A 22,244-nucleotide genomic window follows, 5' to 3' on the forward strand; every position below is an offset into this window, starting at 1 on the left:
CCCCGCGGGGCGCGCGGGGGGTGGGGGTGTGGCGCCCCCCCCCGCCCCCCCCCTCGCCCCCCCCCCCCCGCCCCGCCGCCGCGCCCCCCCCCCCACTACAGGACGCGCAAAAAAAGCCCGGCATTGCCGGGCTTCTTCTTCAATCCTCGCTCATCCTTATTTGAACAGCGTGTCCGGGTATTCCGGCTTCTGCTCACGGGCCAGCAGCTGCTGCAGGCCTTCGGATGGGCTGAGTTCGCCGTGCAGTACTGACTGCACTGCCTTGGAGATCGGCAGATCAATGCCGTGACGGTCGGCCTGACGCATGACTTCATCGGCAGTCTGCACCGATTCCACCACCTGGCCGATTTCCTTCACCGCATCGGGCAGGCTCTGGCCGCGGCCAAGCGCCAAACCCAGCCGACGGTTACGCGACAGGTCGCCGGTACTGGTCAGCACCAGATCGCCGAGGCCGGCCAGACCCATCAGGGTTTCTGGCTTGCCACCGATGGCAGCCGCCAGCCGCAGCATTTCATTGAGGCCGCGGGTGATCAGGCCAGCGCGGGCGTTCAGGCCCAGCTGCATGCCATCGGCTACGCCGGTAGCTACCGCCAGCACGTTCTTCATCGCCCCGCCCAACTCGGCGCCGACCATGTCGTCGCCGGTATAGGCACGGAATGCCGGGCCATGCATGGCATCGGCCACTTGCTGGGAAAACGCATCGTCATCACCGTGGACGGTGATGGCGGTGGGCAGGCCCAAGGTAACTTCTTTGGCAAAGGACGGGCCGGTGACGACGGCCAACGGCACGTCCGGGCCCAGCACCTCACGCGCTACTTCATGCAGGAAACGGCCTGAGCCGGGCTCGAAGCCCTTGGTCGCCCAAGCCACACCTGCCCCGGCCGGCCGCAACGGCGCCAGCGCGCGCACGGTTTCGGCAAAGGCATGCGAAGGCACCACCACCAGGATCCAGTCTGCCCCGGCAACGGTGGCAGCCAGGTCGGTGCTGGCGCGCAAAGATTCTGGCAAGGGAATCCCCGGCAGATACCGGGGATTCTCATGACGCTGATCAATCGCCTCGATTACAGCTGCATCACGTCCCCACAGCACGGTCGTATGACCGTGCCGGGCCAACAGTGTGGCCAGCGCGGTGCCCCAGGAGCCCGCGCCGACAACGGCGATCTTTTCTGCGTCGTTCGTACTCATACAGAAACGCAGACGCCGATCAGGCGTTGCCAGCCGGCTCGGAGTCGGCCAGCGACGGCTCGCCCTGCTGCTGACGCTGACGCAGGGTTTCGGCGTACAGGCCTTCAAAGTTGATCGGCTGCAGGTAGAACGGCGGGAAGCCGCCAGCCTGGATCAGGTCCGACACCATCGAACGCACGTAGGGGAACAGGATGTTCGGGCACTGGGTGCCGAGCAGCACGTCGATTGCCTGCGGCTCCAGGCCGATCAGGCCAAACACGCCAGCCTGCTCAACTTCGGCCACATAGGCGGTCTTGTCGCCGGCCTTGCAGGTCAGGGTCACGCCCAGCACCACTTCGAAAGCGGTGTCGGACAGGCGCTGCACCTTCTGGTTCAGGTTCAGCTGCAGATCCGGCTGCACGTTTTCGTTGAAGATGACCGGGGAGTTCGGCGACTCGAACGAAACGTCCTTGACGTAGATCTTCTCGATGGTGAAAGCCGGGCCGTTGGCGGATTCGTCGGCCGGGACTACGCCGTTGGTGTTCTCTTCGGACATTGCTCAAGACTCCAGAACAGATTGTTCATTGAATGGGATTAGTACAAGACCAGCGATGGGGGCGGTTGCCCACCTACACAAGCCCTAACTGAAAATTTGCTGACTCAGTTGCGGCCTTTGACCAACAGCAGATCTGCTGCCTGCCATGCCGGCAAACCACCGTCGAGCACATAAACCTGCTCGTAACCGGCCTTTTTCAGCGTTTTGGCTGCTGTTGCCGAGGCATTGCCGGTACGGCACAGCAGTACCACCGGGCTCTGCTTGGCGTTGGCCAGCAGCTTGTGTGCGGGGGTCAACTGCGCCGGCTGCACATTGCGGCTACCGGCAATATGGCCCTTCTCGAAGTCGGCAGCAGCCGACAGATCGATCACGGTCGCGCCGCCGGCATTGATCATATGGGTCAATTCGGACGGCTTGAGCGACTTGTAGCCACGGAACAGGCGGGCGATCTCGGTGGCAATGATGACCACCGTCAGGCCGACCAGGGCCAGCGACAGCATCGGATTTCGGCCGGCGAAGGCCAGCAACTCTTCGTAATTCACTCAGGTCACGGGTCGATAAGCGGGCAGGGATTGTCGCACAGCCGGTGAAAATGCAGCCAATGCCTCATTGGCCCTGCCAGAAGTCCGGCAAACCGGCCGCCTGCCACCAGCGCTTGGCCTCCGGATCCCAGCGCCAGCGCTCGTTCACGATGACCTTGCGCTCGGCTTGGGTATTGCGGTTGATCACGCCCATTTCGACGCGTCGCTCGATGCTGCCATCGGCGCCGGCGCCGCCCGAACGCTCGCGGTAGCTGGACACCTGCACCTGCCGGTAGCGCTCGCGCTGCAGGTCGGTGATCGGATGCTGCTGCAGGTACAGCGGGTCGATGAACTCTTCCGCCTTGTCGAAATCGCCCCAACGCACGGCCGCAACATAGGCATCCTGGGTAGGCAGCAGCTTGCTGCGCTGTGAGCGACTCGGGCCCTCGGCCTGCGCTGTACCAACGACCAGCAACAGGGCGATGACAACGGACTGGAACAGGTTTCGGTACATGCAGACCCCCTCGGTGATGGCCGATATTAGCCTTTGCCGAGGGCAACGAAACGCCCTTCAAACTCGGCCGCTCCACCTTCGATCGCCGCCCGTACCGTCACCCGCGCACGACCGCGCTTACTGAACGTGGTCAGGAATTCATCCCAGTCCTGGTCCGGCGCCAATCGCGCGGTTGCCAGCAGGTCGCCATACACCGGCGCTCGGTAGCGGATGTTGCTGTCGGCCACATAGACCTCGGCCTGCTTGCCGGCCAAGCCCAGGCGCATGCTGACCAGCGCCCAGCCCGACAGGGTCATCACCGACGCCAGACTGCCGCCGAAGGCATTGCCCTTGTCGTTGATGTTGACGTCCAGCGGCGCCTGCATGCGCAGCACGCCATTGTCATAGCCGGCAATGTGGATGCCCATCGCCGCAACCGGCGGCATTGCCGTGAGAGTGCGCTGAAGGTTTTCCAGCAACACGGGGTCATCAAAATGTTCGGACATGGACGCGCACGCAAAACGGAAAGCGCCCGCATAATGCATGGAATGAATCGCCCCGCCTATGTGCCAGCCGACACGGTCTGGCATCTCATCTCGATGCGCCCGCAAGGGCAACACGACACCTTGCGCAGCGCAGCTGCGCGTTTGGGTGCACGTACGCTGGCGTTGTCACCCTGGCGGCTGCAGATGCGCACCGACGAAGAAACACGCGAGCAGCTGAACGCGGCGCGCGAATACGACCGGCTGGTATTCACCAGCCCTGCCGCCGCCGAAGCTGCCGCGCGTTTACTGCCATTGGCCGAGCTTCGCGCAGGCAGCCTGATCGCCGTTGGTGAAGGCACCGCGCGCGCCTTGCGCCGCCGCGGTGCGACCAGCGTGCAGGCGCCGACCCGGATGGACAGCGAGGGCTTGCTGGCCTTGCCCGCCATGCAGCACCTGCACGGCCTGCGTGTAGCCTTGGTCACCGCGCCCGGCGGCCGCGGGGTGATTGCCGCACAGGTGCGCGAACGTGGCGCCAAGCTGCAACGCATCCATGTCTACGAACGGGTGCCGTTGCCGGTCAGCAAGGCCACCATTGCCCGCCTGCAGGCGCTGCCCACACCTTACGTGGTGGCGATCAGCAGCGGCGAAGCGCTGCAGACGGTGCTGCCGTATCTGCCGCCAGACCTGTTGCAGCGCTGGCAGCAGGCCGCAGCGGTCGCCGCCAGCGCGCGGCTGGCTGAGCTTGCCACCGAACTTGGCTTCCACAACATCAGCGTTGCCGCCGGTCCCTTGCCAGGACAGCTCGCCAGCGCCGCCCACGCAGCGCTTTTCCAGGCCGCAGGCTGAGTACAAAACCAAAGGCGACTTGCAGGCATGCAGCGCGCGGGCGATGCTTTGCCTGCACCAACAGCGTGGTCACCCTTGTGTCGTGGCCATGCCCGCCAAGGATGTTGCCCCCCGATGAATGAAGACGTCGCACCCGCTCAACCGCGCCGGCCCCTGCGCTGGCTCCTGCCGCTGATCGCCATCGCCGTGCTGGTCGCTGCCGGCTGGTTTGGCTGGCACAGCTGGCAGAGCCGCCAACAGCAGGCCGACCAGGCTCGCGACAGCGCGACCCAGCAACTGACCGCCATGCAGCAGGGGCTGGAAGCCCTGCGCCGCGACCAGCGCGCCAATGCCCGCAGCATCCAGGACGCAGCCGCCACCAACCGCGTGCTGCGCGATGAAGTGCTGGGGCTGAGCCAGCGCAATGCGCTGCTGGAAGAAAACCTCGCTCAATTGGCCGACAGTTCGCGCCAGGGCGCGCAGGCCGTGCGCCGCGAGGAGGCAGAACTGCTGCTCAACCAGGCCCAGCAACGGCTGACCTTTGCGGGTGACCTGGACGGTGCGCGCCGTCTGTATGCACTGGCCGCCAGCGCGCTGGAAGGCATCGACAGCCCCGACTACCTCAACCTGCGCCAGGCGCTGATCCAGGAGCGCAATGCGCTGGACGCATTGGGCCCGGGCGTGCGCGCCCGCACCGCTGCCCAGCTTGAGCAGTGGTCCGCTGAACTGGAGCGCCTGCCCGAACACCTGCAATTGCCAGCCGACACCCAGCAGCCATGGTGGCAACAGATGCTGTCGCCGCTGGTGCAGATCCGTCCGGCCGACGGCAAGGTGCTGGTTGCCCGCTCTGAGCGGATCGCCGCCAATGACTCGCTGCAGATCGAGCTGAGCCTGGCCCGCGCCGCCCTCGAACGTGGTGATGACAAGGCCTGGCAGCAGGCACTGGATCGCGCTGACGGCTGGCTGCAGCGGTTGTGGCCGGATTCACCGCAACGCCAGCAGCGCCGCAGCGAACTGCGCGAGATGCGCGGCGTGGAACTCCGTCCCAACCTGCCCGAGCTCGGCAGCACCCTGCAGCAACTGCGCAGCACGCGCGCCGCCAAGGACGCACCATGAAGGCTTTCCGCTCCCTGTTGCTGGGCCTGCTGGTCGCTGCCCTGGGTATTTTTGGCGCGCAATGGCTGGGCCAGGATTCGGTGCGCGCCCTGGGCGAAGTGATCGTCCGTGCCGGCAACCACGACTACATCGCTACCTTGCCGCAGGCCGCGTTGGCGGTGCTGATCGCCGCCTTGCTGGTATGGCTGCTGTGGTCGCTGATCAGCACTCCGTTCCGGGCCTGGGCACGGCATCGCCGCAAGCAGGGCCGTGCGCGCCTGATCGATGGCCTGCAGGCACTGGATAACGGCCAATGGCAGCGCGCCGAAAAACTGCTGCAGAGCGCCGCAACGGAGAAGGCCGTACGCCCTATCGCACTGGTTGCGGCCATGCGCGCGGCCGAAGCACGCGAGGACAACAGCAGCGCCGGCCAACACCTGCAGCAGTTGGCGGAAGCCGATCCACACCTGCACGCCCTGCACAGCGCCGAGCGCTGGCTGCAGCTGGACAAGCCACTGGAAGCGATCAACGCGCTGGACATCCCGGCCCTGCAACCCTTGCCGCCACGCGGCCTGTGGCTGCGTACCGAGGCCTTGCAGCGCGCCGGTCGTGCTGAAGAGGCTTACGGCCAACTGGGTGCATTACGCCAGCAACAGGTGCTGCCGCCGAGCGCCGTTGCCGGACTGGAAACCGCGCTCGCGCTGCAGATGCTCGACGAAGCCAGCGACGTCAATACGCTGGCTGCTCGCTGGGAGGTGCTACCCAAGTCGCTCCGCGTCAGCCCGCAGGCGGTGGCGCGCTACGCACAGCGCGCGGTGGCACTGAACTGGACCGACGTCGCCCTGCGCAGCATCGAGCAGACCCTCGACAGCCACTGGGACGAAGCACTGGTCAGCCTGTACACGCAGCTGCCGGTGGAGAAATTCGATTCGCGCCGGGCAAGCGCCCAGCGTTGGCTGCAGTCGCATCCCAACAGCCCTGCCCTGCTGCTGGGCTTGGCGCGCCTGGCCGCTGGCCAAGGCCAATGGGCGCAAGCCGAAGAGTTCCTGCACCGGGCCATTGCCCAGGATGCCGGTGCCGACGCATGGGAAGCCTTGGGCGAGGTGTTTGCCGCACAGGATGAGCAGGCGCTGGCAAACCAATGCCTGCTCAATGCCGTGCGCCAGCGCCGCGGCGAAACGCCGCAGACGATCCAACGCCGCACCCTGCACCAACAGATCCAGGACCAGGCCGTGGCCGAAGAGCGCGATGCGCATGGCTTCCCGCGTTTGCCGGGCTGAGTCTCTAGAATTCAGCCCCCGCATTGCCAATCGACATGATGAAAATACCCCCGGATATCCACGAACGCGTAGCGGGCCTGGCCACAGATATCGTCAATGCCGGGCAGGCCGACGATCGTCGCTTGAGCTGGGCTCTGTACGAGGAGCTCAGCAGCTATTGTGAAGCGGTCGCCGCCGATGGGCGTGACCACCCCTTCCTATGGGAGACGCTGGCCGATTTCACCGCCGATGACCAGGCCGCCATCGCGCTCTACCAACGCGCCCTGCCACTGGCCGTTGCTGCTGGCGCAGACGAATACAGTGCTTCCATCCATCTTGCACTGGCCGAACGCTACTCCAATCTCGACGCAATGGAGGCAGCCCGTGACCACGCCCTGCAGGCGGATGCATGTGCGCGTGTCACTGACGACCTGCCGCTGCGCCAGGCCATCAGTCAGTTCTTGCTGGACCACTCACAGACACCCAGCGAAGACTGACCGATCCACGCCGGCACGCATGTGCAAGCCGGCGTGATTGCGGCAGTCGGCTAGTCGCGGCGATACGGATAGCGCGGAAGGCGCGCCAGGAACGCCGGAGATACCCCGCGATACACAGCCAAGGACACATCGATCTTCTTGGGCTTGAGTATCTGCATGCCGATCAGGCCCCAGAGCACCATCACCAGGAACGTCAGTATCCCCAGGCCGATCACCGCGCCACTGTCGAACAGGAAACAGCCAAACAGCGGCACCAGCGACGCCCACGCCATCAGGATGAAGTTCAACCGTCGCTTGCGATGTGCCGAACACAGGCCGACGTTGTGCACTGCCGTCTTGCGCACCGCCAGTGCGGCAATCAGATAGACCAGGAAGTGCAGCAGGATCAGCAGGTACACCCACGGCGAGTGCCAGTAGAACCTGCGCTGGCGATACTCCAGCGCCGGTTTCCCGCACTTGACGCAGTAACGCGGCAGATCGCTATGCGGCAAGGCCAACAACTGATCTCCATCACGCCAGCAGGTGCCGTTGTCCGGGCTGGTGTTGGCAGGCGGTGGCGGCAATGCCTCCGGCGCGGCATACGGGTTGAACTCATCCATTCGTTACGTCCCCTGTGAGATCCCAGCGGGCCGCCTCCCGAGCGAACCGCAGCTATGCCGCTGGCGTGGCAGCGCGGTGTGCGGCTGCACAATCCATCGGCGAACCGGCGCTCAGAACACAGCCCAACGAACACACCGCCAGCTACGCCGCTCAGCGCTGCCCTTGTTGTGGCTTGGCGTCGCTCGCCTCGTCGCTGGAAGCTGCATCTGCAGCCATTCCCGCCGCATAGGCGGCATCTGCGGCTGCGGCTGCGGCTGCGGCAGCAGCTGCCGCATCGGCGGCATCTGCTGCGACAATGGCTTGGCCTGCTGCGCCCTCGGCCACTGCCTCCGCGGCTATCTGCGCGGCCGATGCCAATGTTTCCGGCGCGATATCCGAGGCATTCGCATCCACCGCCATGGTGTTCATCGGGTTGTTGTCGGCGATCAGTTGCAGCTGCTGTGCGATCTCGGCGACGTATTGGCGACGCGCGCGTTCACGGTCCTGCCCAAGTACCAGACGCTCCGGCAATGGCTGCAAGCGCTCGAAACGCGCGCGCGCGGAATCGAAACGCGACAACCTGCGCTCCCATTCGCCCAGCAGCATCTGGCAGTACAACCAGGACTCGTCCTGATCGGCGACGGCGCGCGCATCCGGGCATTGCGGCGCGATCGCCGCCGATGCGGCTTGCACGTAACGTGGATATTGCTCGGGCGAAGCCTGCCAGGTCGCACTCTGCAACACCCCGGCACGATCCTTCAGCGGCGCATCCACTGCCTCAAACAAGCGTGCCAGCAACCAGTAGCTGGTTTCAGTGCCACGCATACGCTGGTACTCGTCGCTGTCGACCACGGCAGTCAGGCGTTTGATTTCCTCGGCGCTGTAGTCGTTTTTGTAGATGACGAAGCCGTTGCCCGGACAGGACACCAGCGGCCATGGCGATTGGATGGCGCCATGCAGACGCCCATCAAGGAAGTGACCGAACGCCATGCCAGAGCCCATTTCCTGCGCACTGAAGCGCTCGCCGCCGATAGGGCAGACATGCTCGGTTGTCATGAAGGTCATGGCAGCAGCCGGTGCTGCCCATCCTGCCAACAGCACAGCCAAACCAATCGCGATGCGCTTCATGCCCTACCCCCGTCCTTTGGTGAGCAGACAATAGGGGTGCCAGGCAGGGCCCTGCAAGGGCCCCGTAGTGCCGACCCTTTGTCGGCAAGGGGCATTACCAGGAACGCCGCTGCCGTGCTTGGCTCGGCACTACAACAACTGCAGCAGCGCTCAACAATGGCGATCACGCCGTAGTGCCGACCCATGGTCGGCAAGGGGCATTACCGGGAACGCCGCTGCCGAGCATGGCTCGGCACTACAGAACTACATCAACGCTCGACGATGGCGACCACGCCCATGCCACCGGCGGTGCAGATCGACACCAGTGCACGACCGCCTCCGCGAGCAGCGAGCTCCTTGGCCACGGTGCCGATGATGCGGGCGCCAGTGGCGGCGAACGGGTGGCCGGTGGCCAGCGACGAACCCAGCGGGTTGATCTTGGCCGGGTCGATCCGGCCCAGCGCTGCATCCAGGCCCAGGCGGTTGCGGCAGTAGTCCTCGCTTTCCCAGGCGCTCAGCGTGCACAGCACCTGTGCGGCGAAGGCTTCGTGGATTTCATAGATATCGAAATCCTGCAGGGTCAGGCCATTGCGCTTGAGCATTTCCGGCACGGCGGTGGTCGGCGCCATCAGCAGGCCTTCGCCATGCACGAAGTCCACCGCAGAAACCTGCGAATCACGCAGATAAGCCAGCGGCTCGTGGCCATGTGCGCGTGCCCACTCCTCGCTGGCCAGCAGCACCGCAGCGGCACCATCGGTCAGCGGGGTGGAATTGGCGGCGGTCAGCGTGCCGCGACCAGAGACCTTGTCGAAGGCCGGCTTCAAGGTGGCCAGCTTTTCAAGCGAGGTGTCCGGGCGCAGGATGTTGTCGCGCTCAACGCCGCGGAACGGCGCGATCAAGTCACTGAAGAAACCGCGCTCGTAAGCGGCCGCCAGCTTCTTGTGCGAGGACACCGCCCATTCGTCCTGCGCTTCACGCGAGATGTTCCATTCCTTGGCCATGTCCTCGCAGTGGTCGCCCATGCTCTTGCCGGTGCGCGGCTCGGCCACGCCGGGGAACTCAGGCTTGAGCTCGGAGAACTTGAAGCCCTTGAGCAGGGTGCGGATCTTGTCGCCGGTGCTCTTGGCACGGTTTGCGGCCAGCAGGCGCGCACGCAGCTTCTTGCCGTAGACGATCGGCACGTCGGAGGTGGTGTCCGAACCACCGCCGATGCCGGACTCGATCTGCCCCAGGGCGATCTTGTTGGCGACGGTGATGATGCTGTCCAGCGAGGTACCACAAGCACGTTGCAGGGTGATGCCCGGGGTCAGCGGCGACAAGCCGGACGACAGCGCGGCCTCGCGGCCGAGGTTCCAGTCGCTGGGATGCTTGATGACCGCGCCCATTGCTACTTCGCCCAACTGCTGGCCGTGCAGGCCGAACCGTTCAACAAGCGCCCCAAGCGTACGGACCGACATGCCGAGGTTGCCAACGTCCGAATAAGCGGTGTTCTGACGGCAGAACGGAATGCGGACACCACCGAGGATGGCGACGGGTCGAGCGCTGGGCATGCGGGTACCTGACATGGGAATGAGTGTTCAAAGTGGCCTGCACGCGATAGCAGGCATAATGGTGTTGAGTGTAGCTTCGAGGCCGTGATGGGCCAACCGCGAATCATGAGCAATTCAAACCCCGACGTGAACGCCCTTGGCGTAGTGGCATTGGAACTGGCTGGCGGCGAGCAGCCCGGCAAGGCGGCCTTGGGCTCCGAGCAGGCTGGCGAACTGGCGGCGCTGATCGGCCGTGACCTGACCAAACTGGTACCGCAGGTCAGCGAGCTGGACTTGGTTTTCGCCGCTGCGCATTTCGACCCGGCCGAAGTGCTGCGTCCCGGCCTGCCCATTCATCGGCGCCTGGAAGAACTGCAGATGCGTGCCCCCGGCCGCAATCATGGCGCGCGCCTGCTGGCGTTTGGTGCCGATGCCAATGGCGAGATCCCGTTGCCACTGCAGGCCGATCCCGCGCTGACCGGCGGTGCGCTGCGGCTGCTGCCGTTCGTGCTGGCTGGCGGTGAAGCGGCCGTGCGCCATGACGTGCGTGATGCGCTGGAAGAAGTGCTGCTGGCCAATGGCATGGCACAGCCGGACACCGCGCTGCTGGCACAGAACAGCTTCGCTGCACAGATCGAACACGCGCGCTATTTCACCGTCAACGACTTGGCCGCGATGATGGCGATGCAGTATGACAACCAGGGCCTGGCGGATTTGTGGCCAATACTGGAAACGGCGATGTTCGCGCCGAACGAAGAACAATGGCTGGACGCCGCACCCGAACCGCTGCTGCGTTACGTCGGCGGCGAAGTGCGGATGGCCTTGTTCGATCCGGCCGGTTGGTGCGCGCATTACGCGCAGGACAAGAACGACTGCGATCGCCTGCAGCGCGTGTACGAGCAGTACATGATGCGCCAGCGGCAGATGGCCGCGGTGTTGGAAGCGCATGGCATCGATGTGCTGTATGTGCACGTGAATGCCGGGCAGGATGCGAAGGCGCTGCTGGCGCATTGAGTGTGCATTGGTGATTGCTGGAAAGGCCGCGCAAGCGGCCTTTTCTGTTCCCGCAATGCTGCATGCACTGCCCCCTCCCTTTGCCGAAGGCAAGGGGAGGGTTGGGGAGGGGTGCAGTTGCTGTTGCCTGTTGCCTTTTGTCTGGCCTCGTCTTCCGACCGGAAAGCTCAGCAGCTGGTCAATTTGATAACTCTGAGTGGAGAACAGGTGCGAAGGTGAAGGCCAAAGCCACAGCCGAAGCCAAAGCCAAAAGCACCCCTCCCCAACCCTCCCCTTCGCTGCGCGAAAGGGAGGGAGACAAGCCTTGGCGTCGGCTAGGCCAGGAAGACCGTCACTGCACTTTGGCGATCACCGCACACGCCAGGCGTGCACCTGCATTACCGGTCGGCTGGGTCTTGTAGTCGTCCGGGTCGGCGTGGACGATCAGGCCGCGGCCGACGATGTCGAAACCATCGCCAACACCGACATTGACGTTGCTCGCCACCGGGCCGTCGATATGCGCATTGCCCTGCGCGTCGGCCTTGATGTTGGGCATGTCGCCACCGTGATGCATCGCGGTGCTGATGCCGCCGTGCTCGCTGCTGCCCGGGTTGAAGTGGCCGCCTGCGCTGGTGCCATCCGGTGCACTGCAATCGCCCTTCTCGTGGATGTGGAAGCCGTGCTCGCTGTCCGGCTTCAAGCCGGTGATGTCGCCGCTGGCGCGCAGTTGGCCGTCAACCAGGCTGAAGTTGATGGTGCCGGCGACCGTGCTGTCCTTGGTCGGCTGCAACTGTGCGGTGGCGATCGGTTTGGCCATTTCCGGCGGTGCGGCCGGGTCGGCAGCCGGCGTGGTTGCCGCCGGCGGTGCGACGGTATCGGCCGGTGCAGCATCGGGCTCTGCGCCTTTGTTGCAGGCGGTCAGGGCCATGGCGCTGGCGAGGAACAAGCTGGTATGGATCAGTCGCATCTGGGTAACTCCCTTGCTGGTCTGGATCAAATCGTTATCTGCGTGCTTGGGGGCACGCTCAGCGCACCACGCGGATTACCGCGCAGGCGACCCGCGCACCGGCATTGCCGGCCGGTTGGCTGCGGTAATCGTCGGCTGACGCATGTACCACCAGTGCGCGCCCAGCGACGTCGTTTGCAGCACCACCGCCGAGGGTAACGCCGCGAAGATGAACGTCCACGTGCGCCACACCTTTGGCATCGGCCTGCAGATTGTCCATGTCGCCGGCATGGTGCGCACCGGCAGCAGCGCGGCCGTGCTGTTGCATGGCGGGGTTGAAGTGGCCGCCGGCACTGCTGGCATCCACCGCACTGCAGTCGCCCTTTTCGTGCACATGGAAGGCGGCCTGCTGGCCACGCGGCAGGCCACCAATCACGCCGGTGATATGCACGCCGCCGGCTTCCGGCACCAAGGCCAGACGACCGCTGACCAGGCTGGCCGAGGCCGGTGCCAGATTGGCTTCAGCCATCTTGGCCGTGCTGACGGTGGACATCGGCGGCGGTGGCGGTACGGATTTGGTGCCCGGGCTGGTGCCGCAGGCACTGAGCAAGGCGGTTGCAGCCAGGGCGGTAAGAGGAAGCAGGATGCGCATCGATATCTCCTTGCAACAGAACGAACAGGCCGGTGCCGCGCTCAACTCCCGCGACGGCGACCAGGCCCAAGTTTGCGGGTAACGGTGTTACGGCCAAGTCCGAGCCGGGTGGCGGCATCGGCACGGTGGCCTTCGGTGAAATCCAGAGCCACGTCCAGCAGCACGTTGTCCAAACGCTCGCGTGCCTCGGCATGCAGGCCACTGGCGCCTTCGGCCAGGCGTTGCCGTGCCCACGCGGCCAAGGCGCGGTCCCAGTGCTCCGGCGTCACCGCGGCGGCACCGGCTGCAGCGCGGCCACCACGGTTCAACGCGGCCTGCACGTCGTCGGCCGATACGGTGTCGGCAACCGCCAGCGCGGCCAGACGCCAGCAGACATTTTCCAATTCGCGGACATTACCCGGCCAGTTGTGTTCGCGCAGTGCCTTTACCGCTGCAACGGACAGGCGCTTGGCTGGCATGTCGAGCCGGCGCGCGGCGTTCAGCAGGAAATTCTCGGCCAGTTGCGGCACATCGCCCAGACGCTCACGCAGTGGCGGCAGCAACAAGCGCACCATGTCCAGCCGGTGCAGCAGATCGGCACGGAAGCGCCCTTGTTCGACCAGCGTTTCCAGGTCCTGGTGTGTGGCTGCAACCACGCGCACGTCGACACGGATCAGCTCGCGGCCACCAACGCGGAAGAACTCGCCTTCGGCCAGCACGCGCAGCAAGCGCGTCTGCAAGGCCAGCGGCATGTCACCGATTTCATCGAGGAACAATGTGCCGCCATCGGCCTGTTCGAAGCGGCCGATGTGGCGCTTGGTCGCGCCGGTGAAGGCACCGGCTTCGTGGCCGAACAGCTCGCTCTCCAGCAGCTCGGCCGGGATCGCGGCAGTGTTCAACGCAACGAACGGGCCTTTTGCGCGTGGTGACTCGCGATGCAGGGCGTTGGCCACCAACTCCTTGCCGGTGCCGGTCTCGCCGTTGATCAATACTGACAAGGGCGCCTGCGCGAGGCGACCAATGGCTCGGAACAACGCGCGCATGGCGGGTGTGTCGCCGATCAGCTGTGGCGGGCCTTCTTCTTTATTGGCGGGCACAGGCACGGCTACCGGCGCGGGCAGCTCCTCGGCTTCTGGCAGCGCGCGCCGCGCCAGCTCCACCGCATCGTCCAGGTCGAAGGGCTTGGACAGGAATTCATGCGCGCCGCCACGGAATGCGCCGGCGGTGCTGGCCACATCGGTGTACGCCGACATCACGATCACCGGCAGTTGCGGATGCGCGGTCTTGAGCTTGTCCAGCAATACCAGTCCATCGTCACCTGGCATGCGTACATCGGTGAACAGCAGATCCGGTACCGGTTGCCGGGCCATCGCGCCAAGTGCGGCGGCAGCGCTGTCGAAACCTTCAACCGTGTAGCCGGCATCGCGCAAGGCGGTGGTCAGGACGAAACGCACCGAGCGATCGTCATCGACGACCCAGACGGTCGCGGCCTGTGTGGACTTATGCATTGCCCACCTCCGGCGCTTCTTCGGCAGCAGGCAACGGCAGCAGCACGGTGAACACGGTGTGGCCGGGGCGCGAGCGGTAACTCAAGGTGCCGCGGTGTTCGCGTGCGACCTGCTGGGCCAGTGCCAGTCCGAGCCCGGTGCCTTCGGCGCGGCCACTGACCAGCGGCAGGAACAGGTGCTCGGCCAGTTCTTCCGGCACGCCACGGCCGTCATCGGCCACTTCCAGCCGCAGGGCAAGCGCATAGGGCTGCTCGGCGATGCGCAGACCGTGCTCGACGCGGGTGCGCAGGGTGACGCTGGTGGCGCCGGCCTGGATCGCGTTGCGGACCAGGTTCAACAAAGCCTGGGTGAGGCGGTCGCCATCGCCGGGGAACTCGGGAATGCTGGGATCGTAATCACGCAGCAGGCGCACCGACCAGCCAGCTTCGTTCTCGACCAGGCGCAGCACGCGTTCCAGCGCGGCATGGATGTTCAGCGGCGCATGCGGGCGCTGTGGTGCCGGCGACAGCAGTTGCTCCAGCAGGGTATTGAGCCGTTCGATCTCGGCGCCGATCAATTCGATCAGTTCGCGCTCGTCGGCATCGCGCCCGCTCGCACGCCTCGCCAGCAGCTGCGCCGCGCCTTTCAGGCCGGCCAGCGGATTGCGCAGCTCATGGGCCAGGCCCTTCAAGGCCGCACTGAACGCGCCGGGCAAGACCTGCGCCGGGTCCGTGCCCTGGAACTCGTCCACCGGGTGCGCTTCCAGCAGCCAACCGCCCTGCTCCACGCCGCTCAGCCAGCCATCGGCGAAGCGCGGCGTCTCTCCCGGCAGGGCCAGGGTCAGCCGTGGCAGGCGGCTCATGTCAGTGGCTGGATTGGCCAGCCGCTGTGCCAGCACCTCGCCCTGCGCTTCCAGCGACACCAGCGGCTGGCCCAGCAGGCGCCGCACACTGACCCCCAGCCACCGGCAGAAGGCCGGATTGGCACCCTGGATGCGGCCGTCCGCACCACACCAGACCAGTGGCGTGGCCAGCAACTCCGGAGTGGGCGAGAAATCGGCGTCGGTCATTGCACCAATATAGTGCAAAGCGGGCCGATCACTGCTTCTGCTGCAGCAGGGAATACAGGATACGGGCGTCCTCGGCGTCCAGCTCGGCCGGCAGGCTGTCGCTGCCACGGAAACGACGGTGGAAGGCACGCGCAGCGGCAGCGCGGTCGTCCAGCGCGTAACCGAAGGCCTGCATCGCCATCCAGCTGTCAAAACCGGCCGGCGCCGGGCCGTGCTTCGGGTCTGGCCACAGGCCGAAACCGGCTTCGGCCAGCTGCTGCCACGGGAAGTAACGGCTGGGGTCAGCTTTGCGGGTCGGGGCCAGGTCGGCGTGGCCGATGATCTGGCTGCGCGGGATGTTGTAGCGCTTGCAGAGGTCCTCAAGCAGGCGCAGCAGGCTCGCAATCTGCGACTGGGTGAACGGGCTGTCGCCGTTGTTGTCGATCTCGATGCCGATCGAGGTCGAGTTGAGGTCGGTGAAGCCGCCCCAGCGGCCACCGCCGGCATGCCAGGCGCGTTCGCCATCGGCCACCAGCTGGTAGAGCTCACCATCGCTGCCGACCAGGTAGTGCGAGCTGACCTTGCCGCCGCTGTTGGCGCTGCGCAGCGTGTCCAGACTCTCCTGCACCGAGTCCTGCTCGGTGTGGTGCAGCACGATCAACACCGGCTGGCGGTCGTTGTAATTCGGCGACGGCACCCACTGCGCTAGCGGATTGCGCTCCGGTGTGGAGGTACAGGCAGTCAGCGTGGCCAACAGGGCGAGCGGCAGCAGCAGTTTGGTCTTCATGCGGGCCATTGCACGTTGCTGGGCGTGGCTTTGCAAGTGCATACAGGCATGGGACGGATGATGGACCGACAGCGGCGGTGATGGTGATTGCGTGCATTGAAGGGCCTGCTCAGGGAGTTGGGGAGTCCGGTATGACGCCGGTGCGGAACATGCACCGCATGTTCAAAACGCTTTCCGCTGGGGATGGCTGCCCGTTGTGCTTAGGCTATGCAGACTGGTTGTTCGGCGATCTGTTGGAGAGGCAATGCGTGATTCACTGAAACAGAAAATCGTTGCGGTCTGCGATGCAAAGATTGCGGCGAAGGGGCCGACGGTTGGAGTGTCGTTCTATGCGTTTTTTGCGAATCGGAATGATGATCCTGAACTGCTGATGGAAGCGGCTACGTGGTGGATCAAGATCCATCGCCTGGATCATTTTGAGAAAGCCGAGAAGGTGAAGACGTTGGTGTTGGCTGAGGGATGACGCACCTTGGATTTCTTCGGTTTCGTTCCGGTCGTACGGTGATGCTGCTTCGCCGTACCCTCTCCCCCACCCCCTCTCCCGGAGGGTGAGGGGCTCTGATTGTTTGCGGGATGGTGCCCTGTAGTGCCGAGCCATGCTCGGCAGGGGCTTTACAGGTAAAGCTTGAAAGCTGCCCTCACCCCAACCCCTCTCCCGCAGGCGGGAGAGGGGCTTTGGTTCTCTGCAAGATCGGGGTTAACGCGGTCAGGCCTCGTACGCCGATTCGCCGTGGGTGGTGACGTCCAGGCCGGTGCGCTCTGCTTCTTCGCTGACGCGCAGGCCAACCAGGGCACGGACCACCAGCAGGATGACGGCGGTGACGACGGCCGACCACAGCACGGTGAAGCCGACGCTGACCACCTGCACCCACACCTGGTGGGCGATATCCAGGTCAACCTTGGTGCCACCCAGCGACTGTGCGCTGAACACGCCGGTGAGGATGGCACCGACGATACCGCCCACACCATGCACGCCGAAGACGTCGGCGGTGTCGTCGGCCTTCAGCAGGCGCTTCAAGCCGGTCACGCCCCATACGCAGATGATGCCGGTGACAAAACCAATCACGATGGCGCCCATCGGACCGACGGTGCCGCAGGCCGGCGTTACACCAACCAGACCAGCCACCGCACCCGAAGCTGCACCAAGCGCAGACGGATGGCCCTTGGTGATGGCTTCCACCAGCGTCCAACCCAGCACCGCTGCAGCAGTCGCCAACACGGTGTTGATGAAGGCCAGCGAGGCGACAGTGTCAGCAGCGGCAGCGGAGCCGGCGTTGAAGCCGAACCAGCCCACCCACAGCAGCATCGCGCCGATCCAGGTCAGCGGCAGGTTGTGCGGCTTCAAGGCGGTCTGGCCGTAGCCCAGGCGCTTGCCGACGAACCATGCAGCGACCAGGCCGGCAACACCGGCATTGATGTGCACCACGGTGCCACCGGCAAAATCGATTGCGCCCATCTCACCGAGGTAGCCGCCGCCCCAGACGATGTGCGCCATCGGGATGTAGCTCAGGGTGAACCACAGCGCCGAGAACAGCAGCACCGCGCGGAACTTGATGCGCTCGGCGAAGGCGCCGACGATCAGCGCGGTGGTGATGCCGGCAAAGGTCGACTGGAAGGCAACGAACAGGAAGTCCGGCAGCCCGGCGATCGGCGTATTGCCGACCGAGTCCGGGGTGAAGCCCTTGAGGAAGGCGAACTCGGTGAAGGAACCGAAGAACTGGTTGCCCGCACTGAACACCGCGCTGTAGCCATAGGCCACCCACAGGATCAGCACCAGCGAGAACACCACCAGCACCTGGCTGAGCACCGACAACACGTTCTTGGCACGCACCAGGCCGCCGTAGAACAGCGCAAGGCCGGGCACCACCATCATCAGCACCAGCAAGGTGGCGGTGAGCATCCACGCCACGTCGCCCTTGTCGAAGCTGGGTGTGGCAGCGGCTTCTGCAACAGGTGCCGCAGCAGCTTCAGTCGCGGCAGTGGGCTGTGCCGGTGTTTCCTGGGCCCAGGCAGTACTGGAAAACATGCCCAACAGCATCGCGGTGAGCATGAAAGACAGACACAGGCCTCCGAGCCGGGCTTTCAACCCGGTGAAAAATTCCGTTCGCATTGTCGACTCCGGTTGTGGGGGTGGAACCTGCCAGCGACCCGTTGTCACCTGGCGGTCGCTGCCGCCGGAGGACGGGGCGGTAGCGGGTTCTTAAAGCGCGTCGGCGCCTGTTTCGCCGGTGCGGATACGCACCACTTGTTCAAGCGCGGTAACGAAGATCTTGCCGTCACCGATCTTGCCGGTGCCAGCTGCGCCCTGCAGGGCTTCGATCACGGCATCGACGTTGTCGTCGGTGACGGCGGTTTCAATGCGGATCTTGGGGAGGAAATCGACGACGTATTCGGCGCCACGGTACAGCTCGGTGTGGCCTTTCTGCCGCCCAAAGCCCTTGACCTCGGTGACGGTGATGCCGGAAACGCCTGCGGCGCCCAAGGCTTCACGCACTTCGTCGAGCTTGAATGGACGGATGATCGCGGAGATTAATTTCATGCGCATGTCCCGATGTGGAGGAGACCGGCCTGCGGCTGCGGGCCGGCATCGTGTCTTCCACCGGCCGTTGTGCGGCCGCTGGCTGTTGCGCCGAACGCATCATGGGCCTGGCTGTTGCCACCAGCATTGCTGCCGGCGACCGCAACCACGCGGGAGGGAGGAGTGGCCCATGCCGCGCGCTCGGATTCTCTTGCCCCTGCAGGCGTGTTGCTGGCTGTTGCATGACCTTTGTGCTCCCCAGCAACAAAGGCGGCGGCGATGACGCAGATGGGAGGGGGAGGGTCCACGCCACCGCCGCCTAATAACAGCCAGCAACTACACCTGGTGTTGCCGGCGGCCAGCGCAGTGCGATGGCCGCCGTTGCATCAGCTGGTGAACTCAGCTTGCGTAGTACAGCTGGTATTCGAGCGGATGGGTCGCTGCGCGGAACGCGGTGACTTCCTTCATCTTCAACGCGATGTAAGCGTCGATGAAGTCGTCGCTCATCACGCCACCGGCCTTGAGGAACTCGCGGTCCTTGTCCAGCGCTTCCAGTGCCTGGTCCAGCGAGGAACAGACCTGCGGGATCAGCTTCTCTTCTTCCGGCGGCAGGTCGTACAGATCCTTGTCGCTCGGTGCGCCCGGGTCGATCTGGTTCTTGATGCCGTCCAGGCCGGCCATCATCAGCGCGGTGAAGGTCAGGTAGCCGGACTGGATCGGATCCGGGAAACGCATTTCGATGCGGCGTGCCTTCGGGTTGGACACCCACGGAATGCGGCACGATGCCGAACGGTTGCGAGCCGAATAGGCCAGCATCACCGGTGCCTCGAAGCCCGGGACCAGGCGCTTGTAGCTGTTGGTGCCGGAGTTGGCGAAGGCATTGATGGCACGGGCGTGCTTGAAGATGCCGCCGATGTACCACAGCGCCATTTGGCTCAGGCCGCCGTAGCCATCACCGGAGAACAGGTTGTTGCCACCCTTGGCCAGCGACTGGTGCACGTGCATGCCGCTGCCGTTGTCGCCGACCAGCGGCTTGGGCATGAAGGTCACGGTCTTGCCGTTGCGGTGGGCGACGTTCTTGATGACGTGCTTCATGCGCTGCAGTTCGTCAGCCTTGGTCACCAGCGTGTTGAACTTGGCGCCGATCTCGCACTGGCCGGCATTGGCCACTTCGTGGTGGTGCACTTCGACTTCGATGCCGACCTTTTCCAGCACCTTGCACATCTCGGCGCGGATATCGTGCAGCGAATCGGTCGGCGGCACCGGGAAGTAACCACCCTTCACGGTCGGACGGTAGCCGGTGTTGGTGCCGTCGTAGCTCTTGCCGGTGTTCCAGGCGCCTTCTTCAGAATTGATCTTGTAGAAGGTGTTGCCCATGTCGTTGGCGAACTGCACCGAATCGAAGATGAAGAATTCCGGTTCCGGGCCGAAGAAGGCCAGGTCGGCGATGCCGGAGGACTTCAGGTAGGACTCGGCACGCTTGGCGATGCCGCGCGGGCAGCGGCCGTAGCCCTGCATGGTGGCCGGATCGAGCACGTCGCAGATCAGCACCAGGGTCGGGTCGGCGTAGAACGGGTCGACGTAGGCGCTATCAGCGTCCGGCAGCAGCACCATGTCGGACTCGGCGATGCCCTTCCAGCCGGCGATCGAGCTGCCGTCGAACATCTTGCCTTCTTCGAACAGGGTCGGCTCGATGATCGAAACCGGGAAGGTCACGTGCTGTTCGATGCCACGCATGTCGACGAAACGCAGGTCGATGAACTCGATCTGGTTGTCCTTGATCAGCTTCTCAACGTTTTCCAGCGACATCGGGTGCAACCTCGGATGGATGATGTGTATGTAACAAAGCAAATGACGTGCCAACTTTCAAAGTCACGTAAGGCATTGTTTTTATTGATTGTATGCAGACAGTGTTAACAGTTATAAGCACCATTTTGGTGCTATTTCAGCGTGATGCACCATTCAGGTGCGTAACACTTAATGCTCTATGCTGTGCCCGCCTTTCCCATACCAGCCCTCATGTCCGACCTGCTCTCCGCCCTGTTACTTGGCATCCTCGAAGGCCTCACCGAATTCCTCCCGATTTCCAGCACCGGCCACCTGCTGATCGCCCAGCATTGGCTGGGTGCACGCTCGGACTTCTTCAACATCGTCATCCAGGCCGGTGCCATCCTGGCCGTGGTGTTGGCGTTCCGACAACGGCTGTGGTCGCTGGCCACCGGCCTGAACCAGCGCGAAAACCGCGACTACGTGATGAAGCTGGGCGTGGCCTTCCTGGTCACCGCCGTGGTCGGCCTGCCGGTACGCCTGGCCGGCTGGGAACTGCCTGAAACCGTCACTCCGGTGGCCTGGGCGCTGGTCATCGGCGGCGTCTGGATGTTGATTGCCGAACGCTTTGCCGGGCGCCTGCCCGACAACGACAGCGTGACCTGGAAGGTTGCCGTGGCGGTCGGCCTGGCGCAGGTGGTGGCCGGCGTCTTCCCCGGCACTTCGCGTTCGGCCGCGGCCATCTTCATGGCCCTGCTGCTGGGCCTGACCCGTCGTTCCGCGGCCGCCGAGTTCGTTTTCCTGGTTGGCGTCCCCACCATGTTCGCGGCCAGCGGCTATGCCCTGCTTGAGATGTTCAAGAAAGGCCAGCTCGGCAACGAAAACTGGACCGACGTAGGCGTAGCCTTCGTGGCAGCAGCGGTCACCGGCTTCATCGTGGTGAAGTGGCTGCTGAGCTACATCAAACGCCGTCCCTTCACCGGCTTCGCGCTATACCGCATTGCCCTGGGCTTCGGCCTGCTGTTGTTTTTGCCTGCTGGTAACTGAACGTGCAGTAGCAAGTGCAACCCCGCCATCCGGCCATGGCCGTTTGACGTCCTGACTTTTCCAACGCACCACAAGGAGTTCACCATGAAGCGCATTCTTCTGTTGGCACTGCCCATCGCCCTCATGACCGCCTGCAGCAACCCGCCGGCCACCACCAAGAGCGAAACCGCAGCCACCCCCGACACCAGCACCGCCGCTCCTGCCGCGAACCTCGACACCACCCAGCTGGCTGCAAACCACTGGCTGCTGGACAACGCCGTGGACGCCAGCGGCAAGCGCATCGACGGCCTGTTCGTACAAGCCGACAAGCCGCTGACCCTGGACTTCAAGGACAACCGCCTGTCGGTGAGCAACGCCTGCAACAACATCGGCGGCGGCTACACGCTGGAAGCCGGTGCATTGACCGTCGGCAACCTGATGTCCACCAACAAGGCCTGCCAGGGTCCGCTGATGGCGGTTGACGGCCTGATCAGCGAGCGCCTGCAGGGCAAGCTGACCGTGCGTGCACTCGACGCCTCGGCAATGACCCTGGTCACCGCCAAGGGCGACGTGCTCAGCTTCCGCGCCGAGCCGACCGCCGAAACCCGCTACGGCGGCCCGGGCGAGATCGTGTTCATGGAAGTGGAGCCGCAGACCAAGCCCTGCCCGCACCCGCTGATGAAGGACGCCACCTGCCTGCAGGTGCGTGAGGTGAAGTACAACGAGCAGGGTCTGGAACAGGGCAAGCGCGGTGAGTTCACCAACTTCTACGGCAACATCGAGGGTTACACCCACGAGCCGGGCGTGCGCAACGTGCTGCGCCTGAAGCGCTACCAGATCAAGAACCCGCCGGCCGATGCGCCGTCGCAGGCCTATGTGCTGGACATGGTGGTGATGTCGGAAATGGCCAAGTAAGCCCGAAGGGCTTACG

Annotated in this window: 24 protein-coding genes; 8 read left to right on the forward strand and 16 right to left on the reverse strand. The window is 64.7% G+C overall.

The features are described 5' to 3' along the window. Window positions 1-156: 156 nt before the first annotated feature. The 5 genes from ACVOMF_RS07185 to ACVOMF_RS07205 all read right to left on the reverse strand — a co-directional run bounded on the left by ACVOMF_RS07185 (window position 157) and on the right by ACVOMF_RS07205 (window position 3,240). A complete protein-coding gene (locus ACVOMF_RS07185) occupies window positions 157-1,185 on the reverse strand; it encodes an NAD(P)H-dependent glycerol-3-phosphate dehydrogenase (RefSeq protein ID WP_481508654.1) in 1,029 nt (342 codons plus the stop codon). A 19-nt stretch (window positions 1,186-1,204) separates the two neighbouring features. Continuing rightward, a complete protein-coding gene (gene secB, locus ACVOMF_RS07190) occupies window positions 1,205-1,720 on the reverse strand; it encodes a protein-export chaperone SecB (protein ID WP_481508655.1) in 516 nt (171 codons plus the stop codon). A 104-nt stretch (window positions 1,721-1,824) separates the two neighbouring features. Further along, the gene (locus tag ACVOMF_RS07195; protein WP_481508656.1) at window positions 1,825-2,262 is read right to left on the reverse strand and encodes a rhodanese-like domain-containing protein; all 438 of its coding nucleotides are present in this window, start codon (window positions 2,260-2,262) and stop codon (window positions 1,825-1,827) included. A 64-nt stretch (window positions 2,263-2,326) separates the two neighbouring features. After that, window positions 2,327-2,755, reverse strand: a complete 429-nt coding sequence (locus ACVOMF_RS07200) for a hypothetical protein (RefSeq protein ID WP_481508657.1) — start codon at window positions 2,753-2,755, stop codon at window positions 2,327-2,329. Window positions 2,756-2,781: 26 nt separating this feature from the next. Continuing rightward, window positions 2,782-3,240 (reverse strand): YiiD C-terminal domain-containing protein, encoded by a 459-nt coding sequence (locus ACVOMF_RS07205; RefSeq protein ID WP_481508658.1) that lies wholly within the window; start codon window positions 3,238-3,240, stop codon window positions 2,782-2,784. Window positions 3,241-3,282: 42 nt separating this feature from the next. Between ACVOMF_RS07205 and ACVOMF_RS07210 the strand changes: the two genes are divergently transcribed. The 4 genes from ACVOMF_RS07210 (at window position 3,283) to ACVOMF_RS07225 (ending at window position 6,895) form a co-directional block, all read left to right on the forward strand. Beyond that, on the forward strand, window positions 3,283-4,065 hold the full coding sequence (locus tag ACVOMF_RS07210; RefSeq protein ID WP_481508659.1) for a uroporphyrinogen-III synthase: 783 nt from the start codon (window positions 3,283-3,285) through the stop codon (window positions 4,063-4,065). A 114-nt stretch (window positions 4,066-4,179) separates the two neighbouring features. Further along, window positions 4,180-5,160, forward strand: a complete 981-nt coding sequence (locus ACVOMF_RS07215) for a uroporphyrinogen-III C-methyltransferase (protein WP_481508660.1) — start codon at window positions 4,180-4,182, stop codon at window positions 5,158-5,160. Continuing rightward, window positions 5,157-6,419 carry a heme biosynthesis HemY N-terminal domain-containing protein gene (locus ACVOMF_RS07220; protein ID WP_481508661.1) on the forward strand — a complete coding sequence of 421 codons (1,263 nt, stop codon included), beginning with the start codon at window positions 5,157-5,159 and terminating at the stop codon, window positions 6,417-6,419. The genes ACVOMF_RS07215 and ACVOMF_RS07220 overlap by 4 nt, the downstream gene beginning before the upstream one ends. A 35-nt stretch (window positions 6,420-6,454) precedes the next feature. Continuing rightward, window positions 6,455-6,895, forward strand: coding sequence for a hypothetical protein (locus tag ACVOMF_RS07225; RefSeq protein WP_481508662.1), 441 nt, complete (start codon window positions 6,455-6,457; stop codon window positions 6,893-6,895). A gap of 50 nt (window positions 6,896-6,945) precedes the next feature. Here ACVOMF_RS07225 and ACVOMF_RS07230 read toward each other — a convergent pair whose 3' ends face one another. The 3 genes from ACVOMF_RS07230 to ACVOMF_RS07240 form a co-directional block, all read right to left on the reverse strand. Next, on the reverse strand, window positions 6,946-7,494 hold the full coding sequence (locus ACVOMF_RS07230; protein WP_481508663.1) for a hypothetical protein: 549 nt from the start codon (window positions 7,492-7,494) through the stop codon (window positions 6,946-6,948). Between the two features lie 151 nt (window positions 7,495-7,645). Further along, a complete protein-coding gene (locus tag ACVOMF_RS07235) occupies window positions 7,646-8,602 on the reverse strand; it encodes a hypothetical protein (protein WP_481508664.1) in 957 nt (318 codons plus the stop codon). Window positions 8,603-8,850: 248 nt separating this feature from the next. Further along, window positions 8,851-10,146 (reverse strand): acetyl-CoA C-acetyltransferase, encoded by a 1,296-nt coding sequence (locus ACVOMF_RS07240; protein ID WP_481508665.1) that lies wholly within the window; start codon window positions 10,144-10,146, stop codon window positions 8,851-8,853. Window positions 10,147-10,236: 90 nt separating this feature from the next. Here ACVOMF_RS07240 and ACVOMF_RS07245 point away from each other — a divergent pair, with 90 nt between their 5' ends. Further along, window positions 10,237-11,124: a hypothetical protein gene (locus tag ACVOMF_RS07245; protein ID WP_481508666.1), complete on the forward strand. Its 888-nt coding sequence runs from the start codon at window positions 10,237-10,239 to the stop codon at window positions 11,122-11,124. Window positions 11,125-11,455: 331 nt separating this feature from the next. On the opposite strand, the gene ACVOMF_RS07250 is transcribed toward ACVOMF_RS07245, so the two are convergent. Genes ACVOMF_RS07250 through ACVOMF_RS07270 form a run of 5 tightly spaced genes read right to left on the reverse strand, consistent with a single transcriptional unit; the run spans window position 11,456 to window position 16,002 of the window. Further along, window positions 11,456-12,070, reverse strand: coding sequence for a superoxide dismutase family protein (locus tag ACVOMF_RS07250; RefSeq protein ID WP_481508667.1), 615 nt, complete (start codon window positions 12,068-12,070; stop codon window positions 11,456-11,458). Window positions 12,071-12,128: 58 nt separating this feature from the next. Further along, a complete protein-coding gene (locus tag ACVOMF_RS07255) occupies window positions 12,129-12,701 on the reverse strand; it encodes a superoxide dismutase family protein (protein ID WP_481508668.1) in 573 nt (190 codons plus the stop codon). Between the two features lie 41 nt (window positions 12,702-12,742). Further along, window positions 12,743-14,188, reverse strand: a complete 1,446-nt coding sequence (gene ntrC, locus ACVOMF_RS07260) for a nitrogen regulation protein NR(I) (RefSeq protein WP_481508669.1) — start codon at window positions 14,186-14,188, stop codon at window positions 12,743-12,745. Next, a complete protein-coding gene (locus ACVOMF_RS07265) occupies window positions 14,181-15,236 on the reverse strand; it encodes a two-component system sensor histidine kinase NtrB (RefSeq protein WP_481508670.1) in 1,056 nt (351 codons plus the stop codon). Before ACVOMF_RS07265 ends, ntrC begins: the two co-directional genes overlap by 8 nt. Window positions 15,237-15,264: 28 nt before the next feature. Next, window positions 15,265-16,002, reverse strand: a complete 738-nt coding sequence (locus tag ACVOMF_RS07270) for an N-acetylmuramoyl-L-alanine amidase (RefSeq protein ID WP_481508671.1) — start codon at window positions 16,000-16,002, stop codon at window positions 15,265-15,267. 244 nt (window positions 16,003-16,246) lie between these two features. Between ACVOMF_RS07270 and ACVOMF_RS07275 the strand changes: the two genes are divergently transcribed. After that, window positions 16,247-16,465 carry a DUF6500 family protein gene (locus ACVOMF_RS07275; protein WP_481508672.1) on the forward strand — a complete coding sequence of 73 codons (219 nt, stop codon included), beginning with the start codon at window positions 16,247-16,249 and terminating at the stop codon, window positions 16,463-16,465. A gap of 243 nt (window positions 16,466-16,708) precedes the next feature. On the opposite strand, the gene ACVOMF_RS07280 is transcribed toward ACVOMF_RS07275, so the two are convergent. From ACVOMF_RS07280 to glnA, 3 genes are all read right to left on the reverse strand, one after another. Beyond that, on the reverse strand, window positions 16,709-18,112 hold the full coding sequence (locus ACVOMF_RS07280) for an ammonium transporter (RefSeq protein WP_481508673.1): 1,404 nt from the start codon (window positions 18,110-18,112) through the stop codon (window positions 16,709-16,711). A 90-nt stretch (window positions 18,113-18,202) separates the two neighbouring features. After that, window positions 18,203-18,541 (reverse strand): P-II family nitrogen regulator, encoded by a 339-nt coding sequence (locus ACVOMF_RS07285; protein WP_481508674.1) that lies wholly within the window; start codon window positions 18,539-18,541, stop codon window positions 18,203-18,205. A gap of 378 nt (window positions 18,542-18,919) precedes the next feature. Then, window positions 18,920-20,329 (reverse strand): type I glutamate--ammonia ligase, encoded by a 1,410-nt coding sequence (glnA, locus tag ACVOMF_RS07290; RefSeq protein ID WP_481508675.1) that lies wholly within the window; start codon window positions 20,327-20,329, stop codon window positions 18,920-18,922. Window positions 20,330-20,539: 210 nt separating this feature from the next. On the opposite strand from glnA, the gene ACVOMF_RS07295 reads away from it, so the two are divergent. Further along, entirely contained in the window at window positions 20,540-21,334 is a 795-nt protein-coding gene (locus tag ACVOMF_RS07295; RefSeq protein ID WP_481508676.1) for an undecaprenyl-diphosphate phosphatase, read from the forward strand. A gap of 84 nt (window positions 21,335-21,418) precedes the next feature. Beyond that, window positions 21,419-22,228, forward strand: coding sequence for a DUF4377 domain-containing protein (locus ACVOMF_RS07300; RefSeq protein ID WP_481508677.1), 810 nt, complete (start codon window positions 21,419-21,421; stop codon window positions 22,226-22,228). The last annotated feature ends 16 nt before the right edge of the window (window positions 22,229-22,244 follow it).

It is taken from the genome of Stenotrophomonas sp. STEN022 (assembly GCF_056760155.1).

Bases quoted from the DNA above. Each gene is read 5' to 3' on its own strand.
- ACVOMF_RS07265 (WP_481508670.1), bottom strand. From the start codon at position 15,236: ATGACCGACGCCGATTTCTCGCCCACTCCGGAGTTGCTGGCCACGCCA.
- ACVOMF_RS07230 (WP_481508663.1), bottom strand. From the start codon at position 7,494: ATGGATGAGTTCAACCCGTATGCCGCGCCGGAGGCATTGCCGCCACCG.
- ACVOMF_RS07210 (WP_481508659.1), top strand. From the start codon at position 3,283: ATGAATCGCCCCGCCTATGTGCCAGCCGACACGGTCTGGCATCTCATC.
- ACVOMF_RS07200 (WP_481508657.1), bottom strand. From the start codon at position 2,755: ATGTACCGAAACCTGTTCCAGTCCGTTGTCATCGCCCTGTTGCTGGTC.
- glnA (WP_481508675.1), bottom strand. From the start codon at position 20,329: ATGTCGCTGGAAAACGTTGAGAAGCTGATCAAGGACAACCAGATCGAG.
- secB (WP_481508655.1), bottom strand. From the start codon at position 1,720: ATGTCCGAAGAGAACACCAACGGCGTAGTCCCGGCCGACGAATCCGCC.
- ACVOMF_RS07235 (WP_481508664.1), bottom strand. From the start codon at position 8,602: ATGAAGCGCATCGCGATTGGTTTGGCTGTGCTGTTGGCAGGATGGGCA.
- ACVOMF_RS07225 (WP_481508662.1), top strand. From the start codon at position 6,455: ATGATGAAAATACCCCCGGATATCCACGAACGCGTAGCGGGCCTGGCC.
- ACVOMF_RS07245 (WP_481508666.1), top strand. From the start codon at position 10,237: ATGAGCAATTCAAACCCCGACGTGAACGCCCTTGGCGTAGTGGCATTG.
- ntrC (WP_481508669.1), bottom strand. From the start codon at position 14,188: ATGCATAAGTCCACACAGGCCGCGACCGTCTGGGTCGTCGATGACGAT.
- ACVOMF_RS07220 (WP_481508661.1), top strand. From the start codon at position 5,157: ATGAAGGCTTTCCGCTCCCTGTTGCTGGGCCTGCTGGTCGCTGCCCTG.
- ACVOMF_RS07215 (WP_481508660.1), top strand. From the start codon at position 4,180: ATGAATGAAGACGTCGCACCCGCTCAACCGCGCCGGCCCCTGCGCTGG.
- ACVOMF_RS07240 (WP_481508665.1), bottom strand. From the start codon at position 10,146: ATGTCAGGTACCCGCATGCCCAGCGCTCGACCCGTCGCCATCCTCGGT.
- ACVOMF_RS07185 (WP_481508654.1), bottom strand. From the start codon at position 1,185: ATGAGTACGAACGACGCAGAAAAGATCGCCGTTGTCGGCGCGGGCTCC.
- ACVOMF_RS07285 (WP_481508674.1), bottom strand. From the start codon at position 18,541: ATGAAATTAATCTCCGCGATCATCCGTCCATTCAAGCTCGACGAAGTG.
- ACVOMF_RS07250 (WP_481508667.1), bottom strand. From the start codon at position 12,070: ATGCGACTGATCCATACCAGCTTGTTCCTCGCCAGCGCCATGGCCCTG.
- ACVOMF_RS07275 (WP_481508672.1), top strand. From the start codon at position 16,247: ATGCGTGATTCACTGAAACAGAAAATCGTTGCGGTCTGCGATGCAAAG.
- ACVOMF_RS07255 (WP_481508668.1), bottom strand. From the start codon at position 12,701: ATGCGCATCCTGCTTCCTCTTACCGCCCTGGCTGCAACCGCCTTGCTC.
- ACVOMF_RS07280 (WP_481508673.1), bottom strand. From the start codon at position 18,112: ATGCGAACGGAATTTTTCACCGGGTTGAAAGCCCGGCTCGGAGGCCTG.
- ACVOMF_RS07270 (WP_481508671.1), bottom strand. From the start codon at position 16,002: ATGAAGACCAAACTGCTGCTGCCGCTCGCCCTGTTGGCCACGCTGACT.
- ACVOMF_RS07205 (WP_481508658.1), bottom strand. From the start codon at position 3,240: ATGTCCGAACATTTTGATGACCCCGTGTTGCTGGAAAACCTTCAGCGC.
- ACVOMF_RS07300 (WP_481508677.1), top strand. From the start codon at position 21,419: ATGAAGCGCATTCTTCTGTTGGCACTGCCCATCGCCCTCATGACCGCC.
- ACVOMF_RS07295 (WP_481508676.1), top strand. From the start codon at position 20,540: ATGTCCGACCTGCTCTCCGCCCTGTTACTTGGCATCCTCGAAGGCCTC.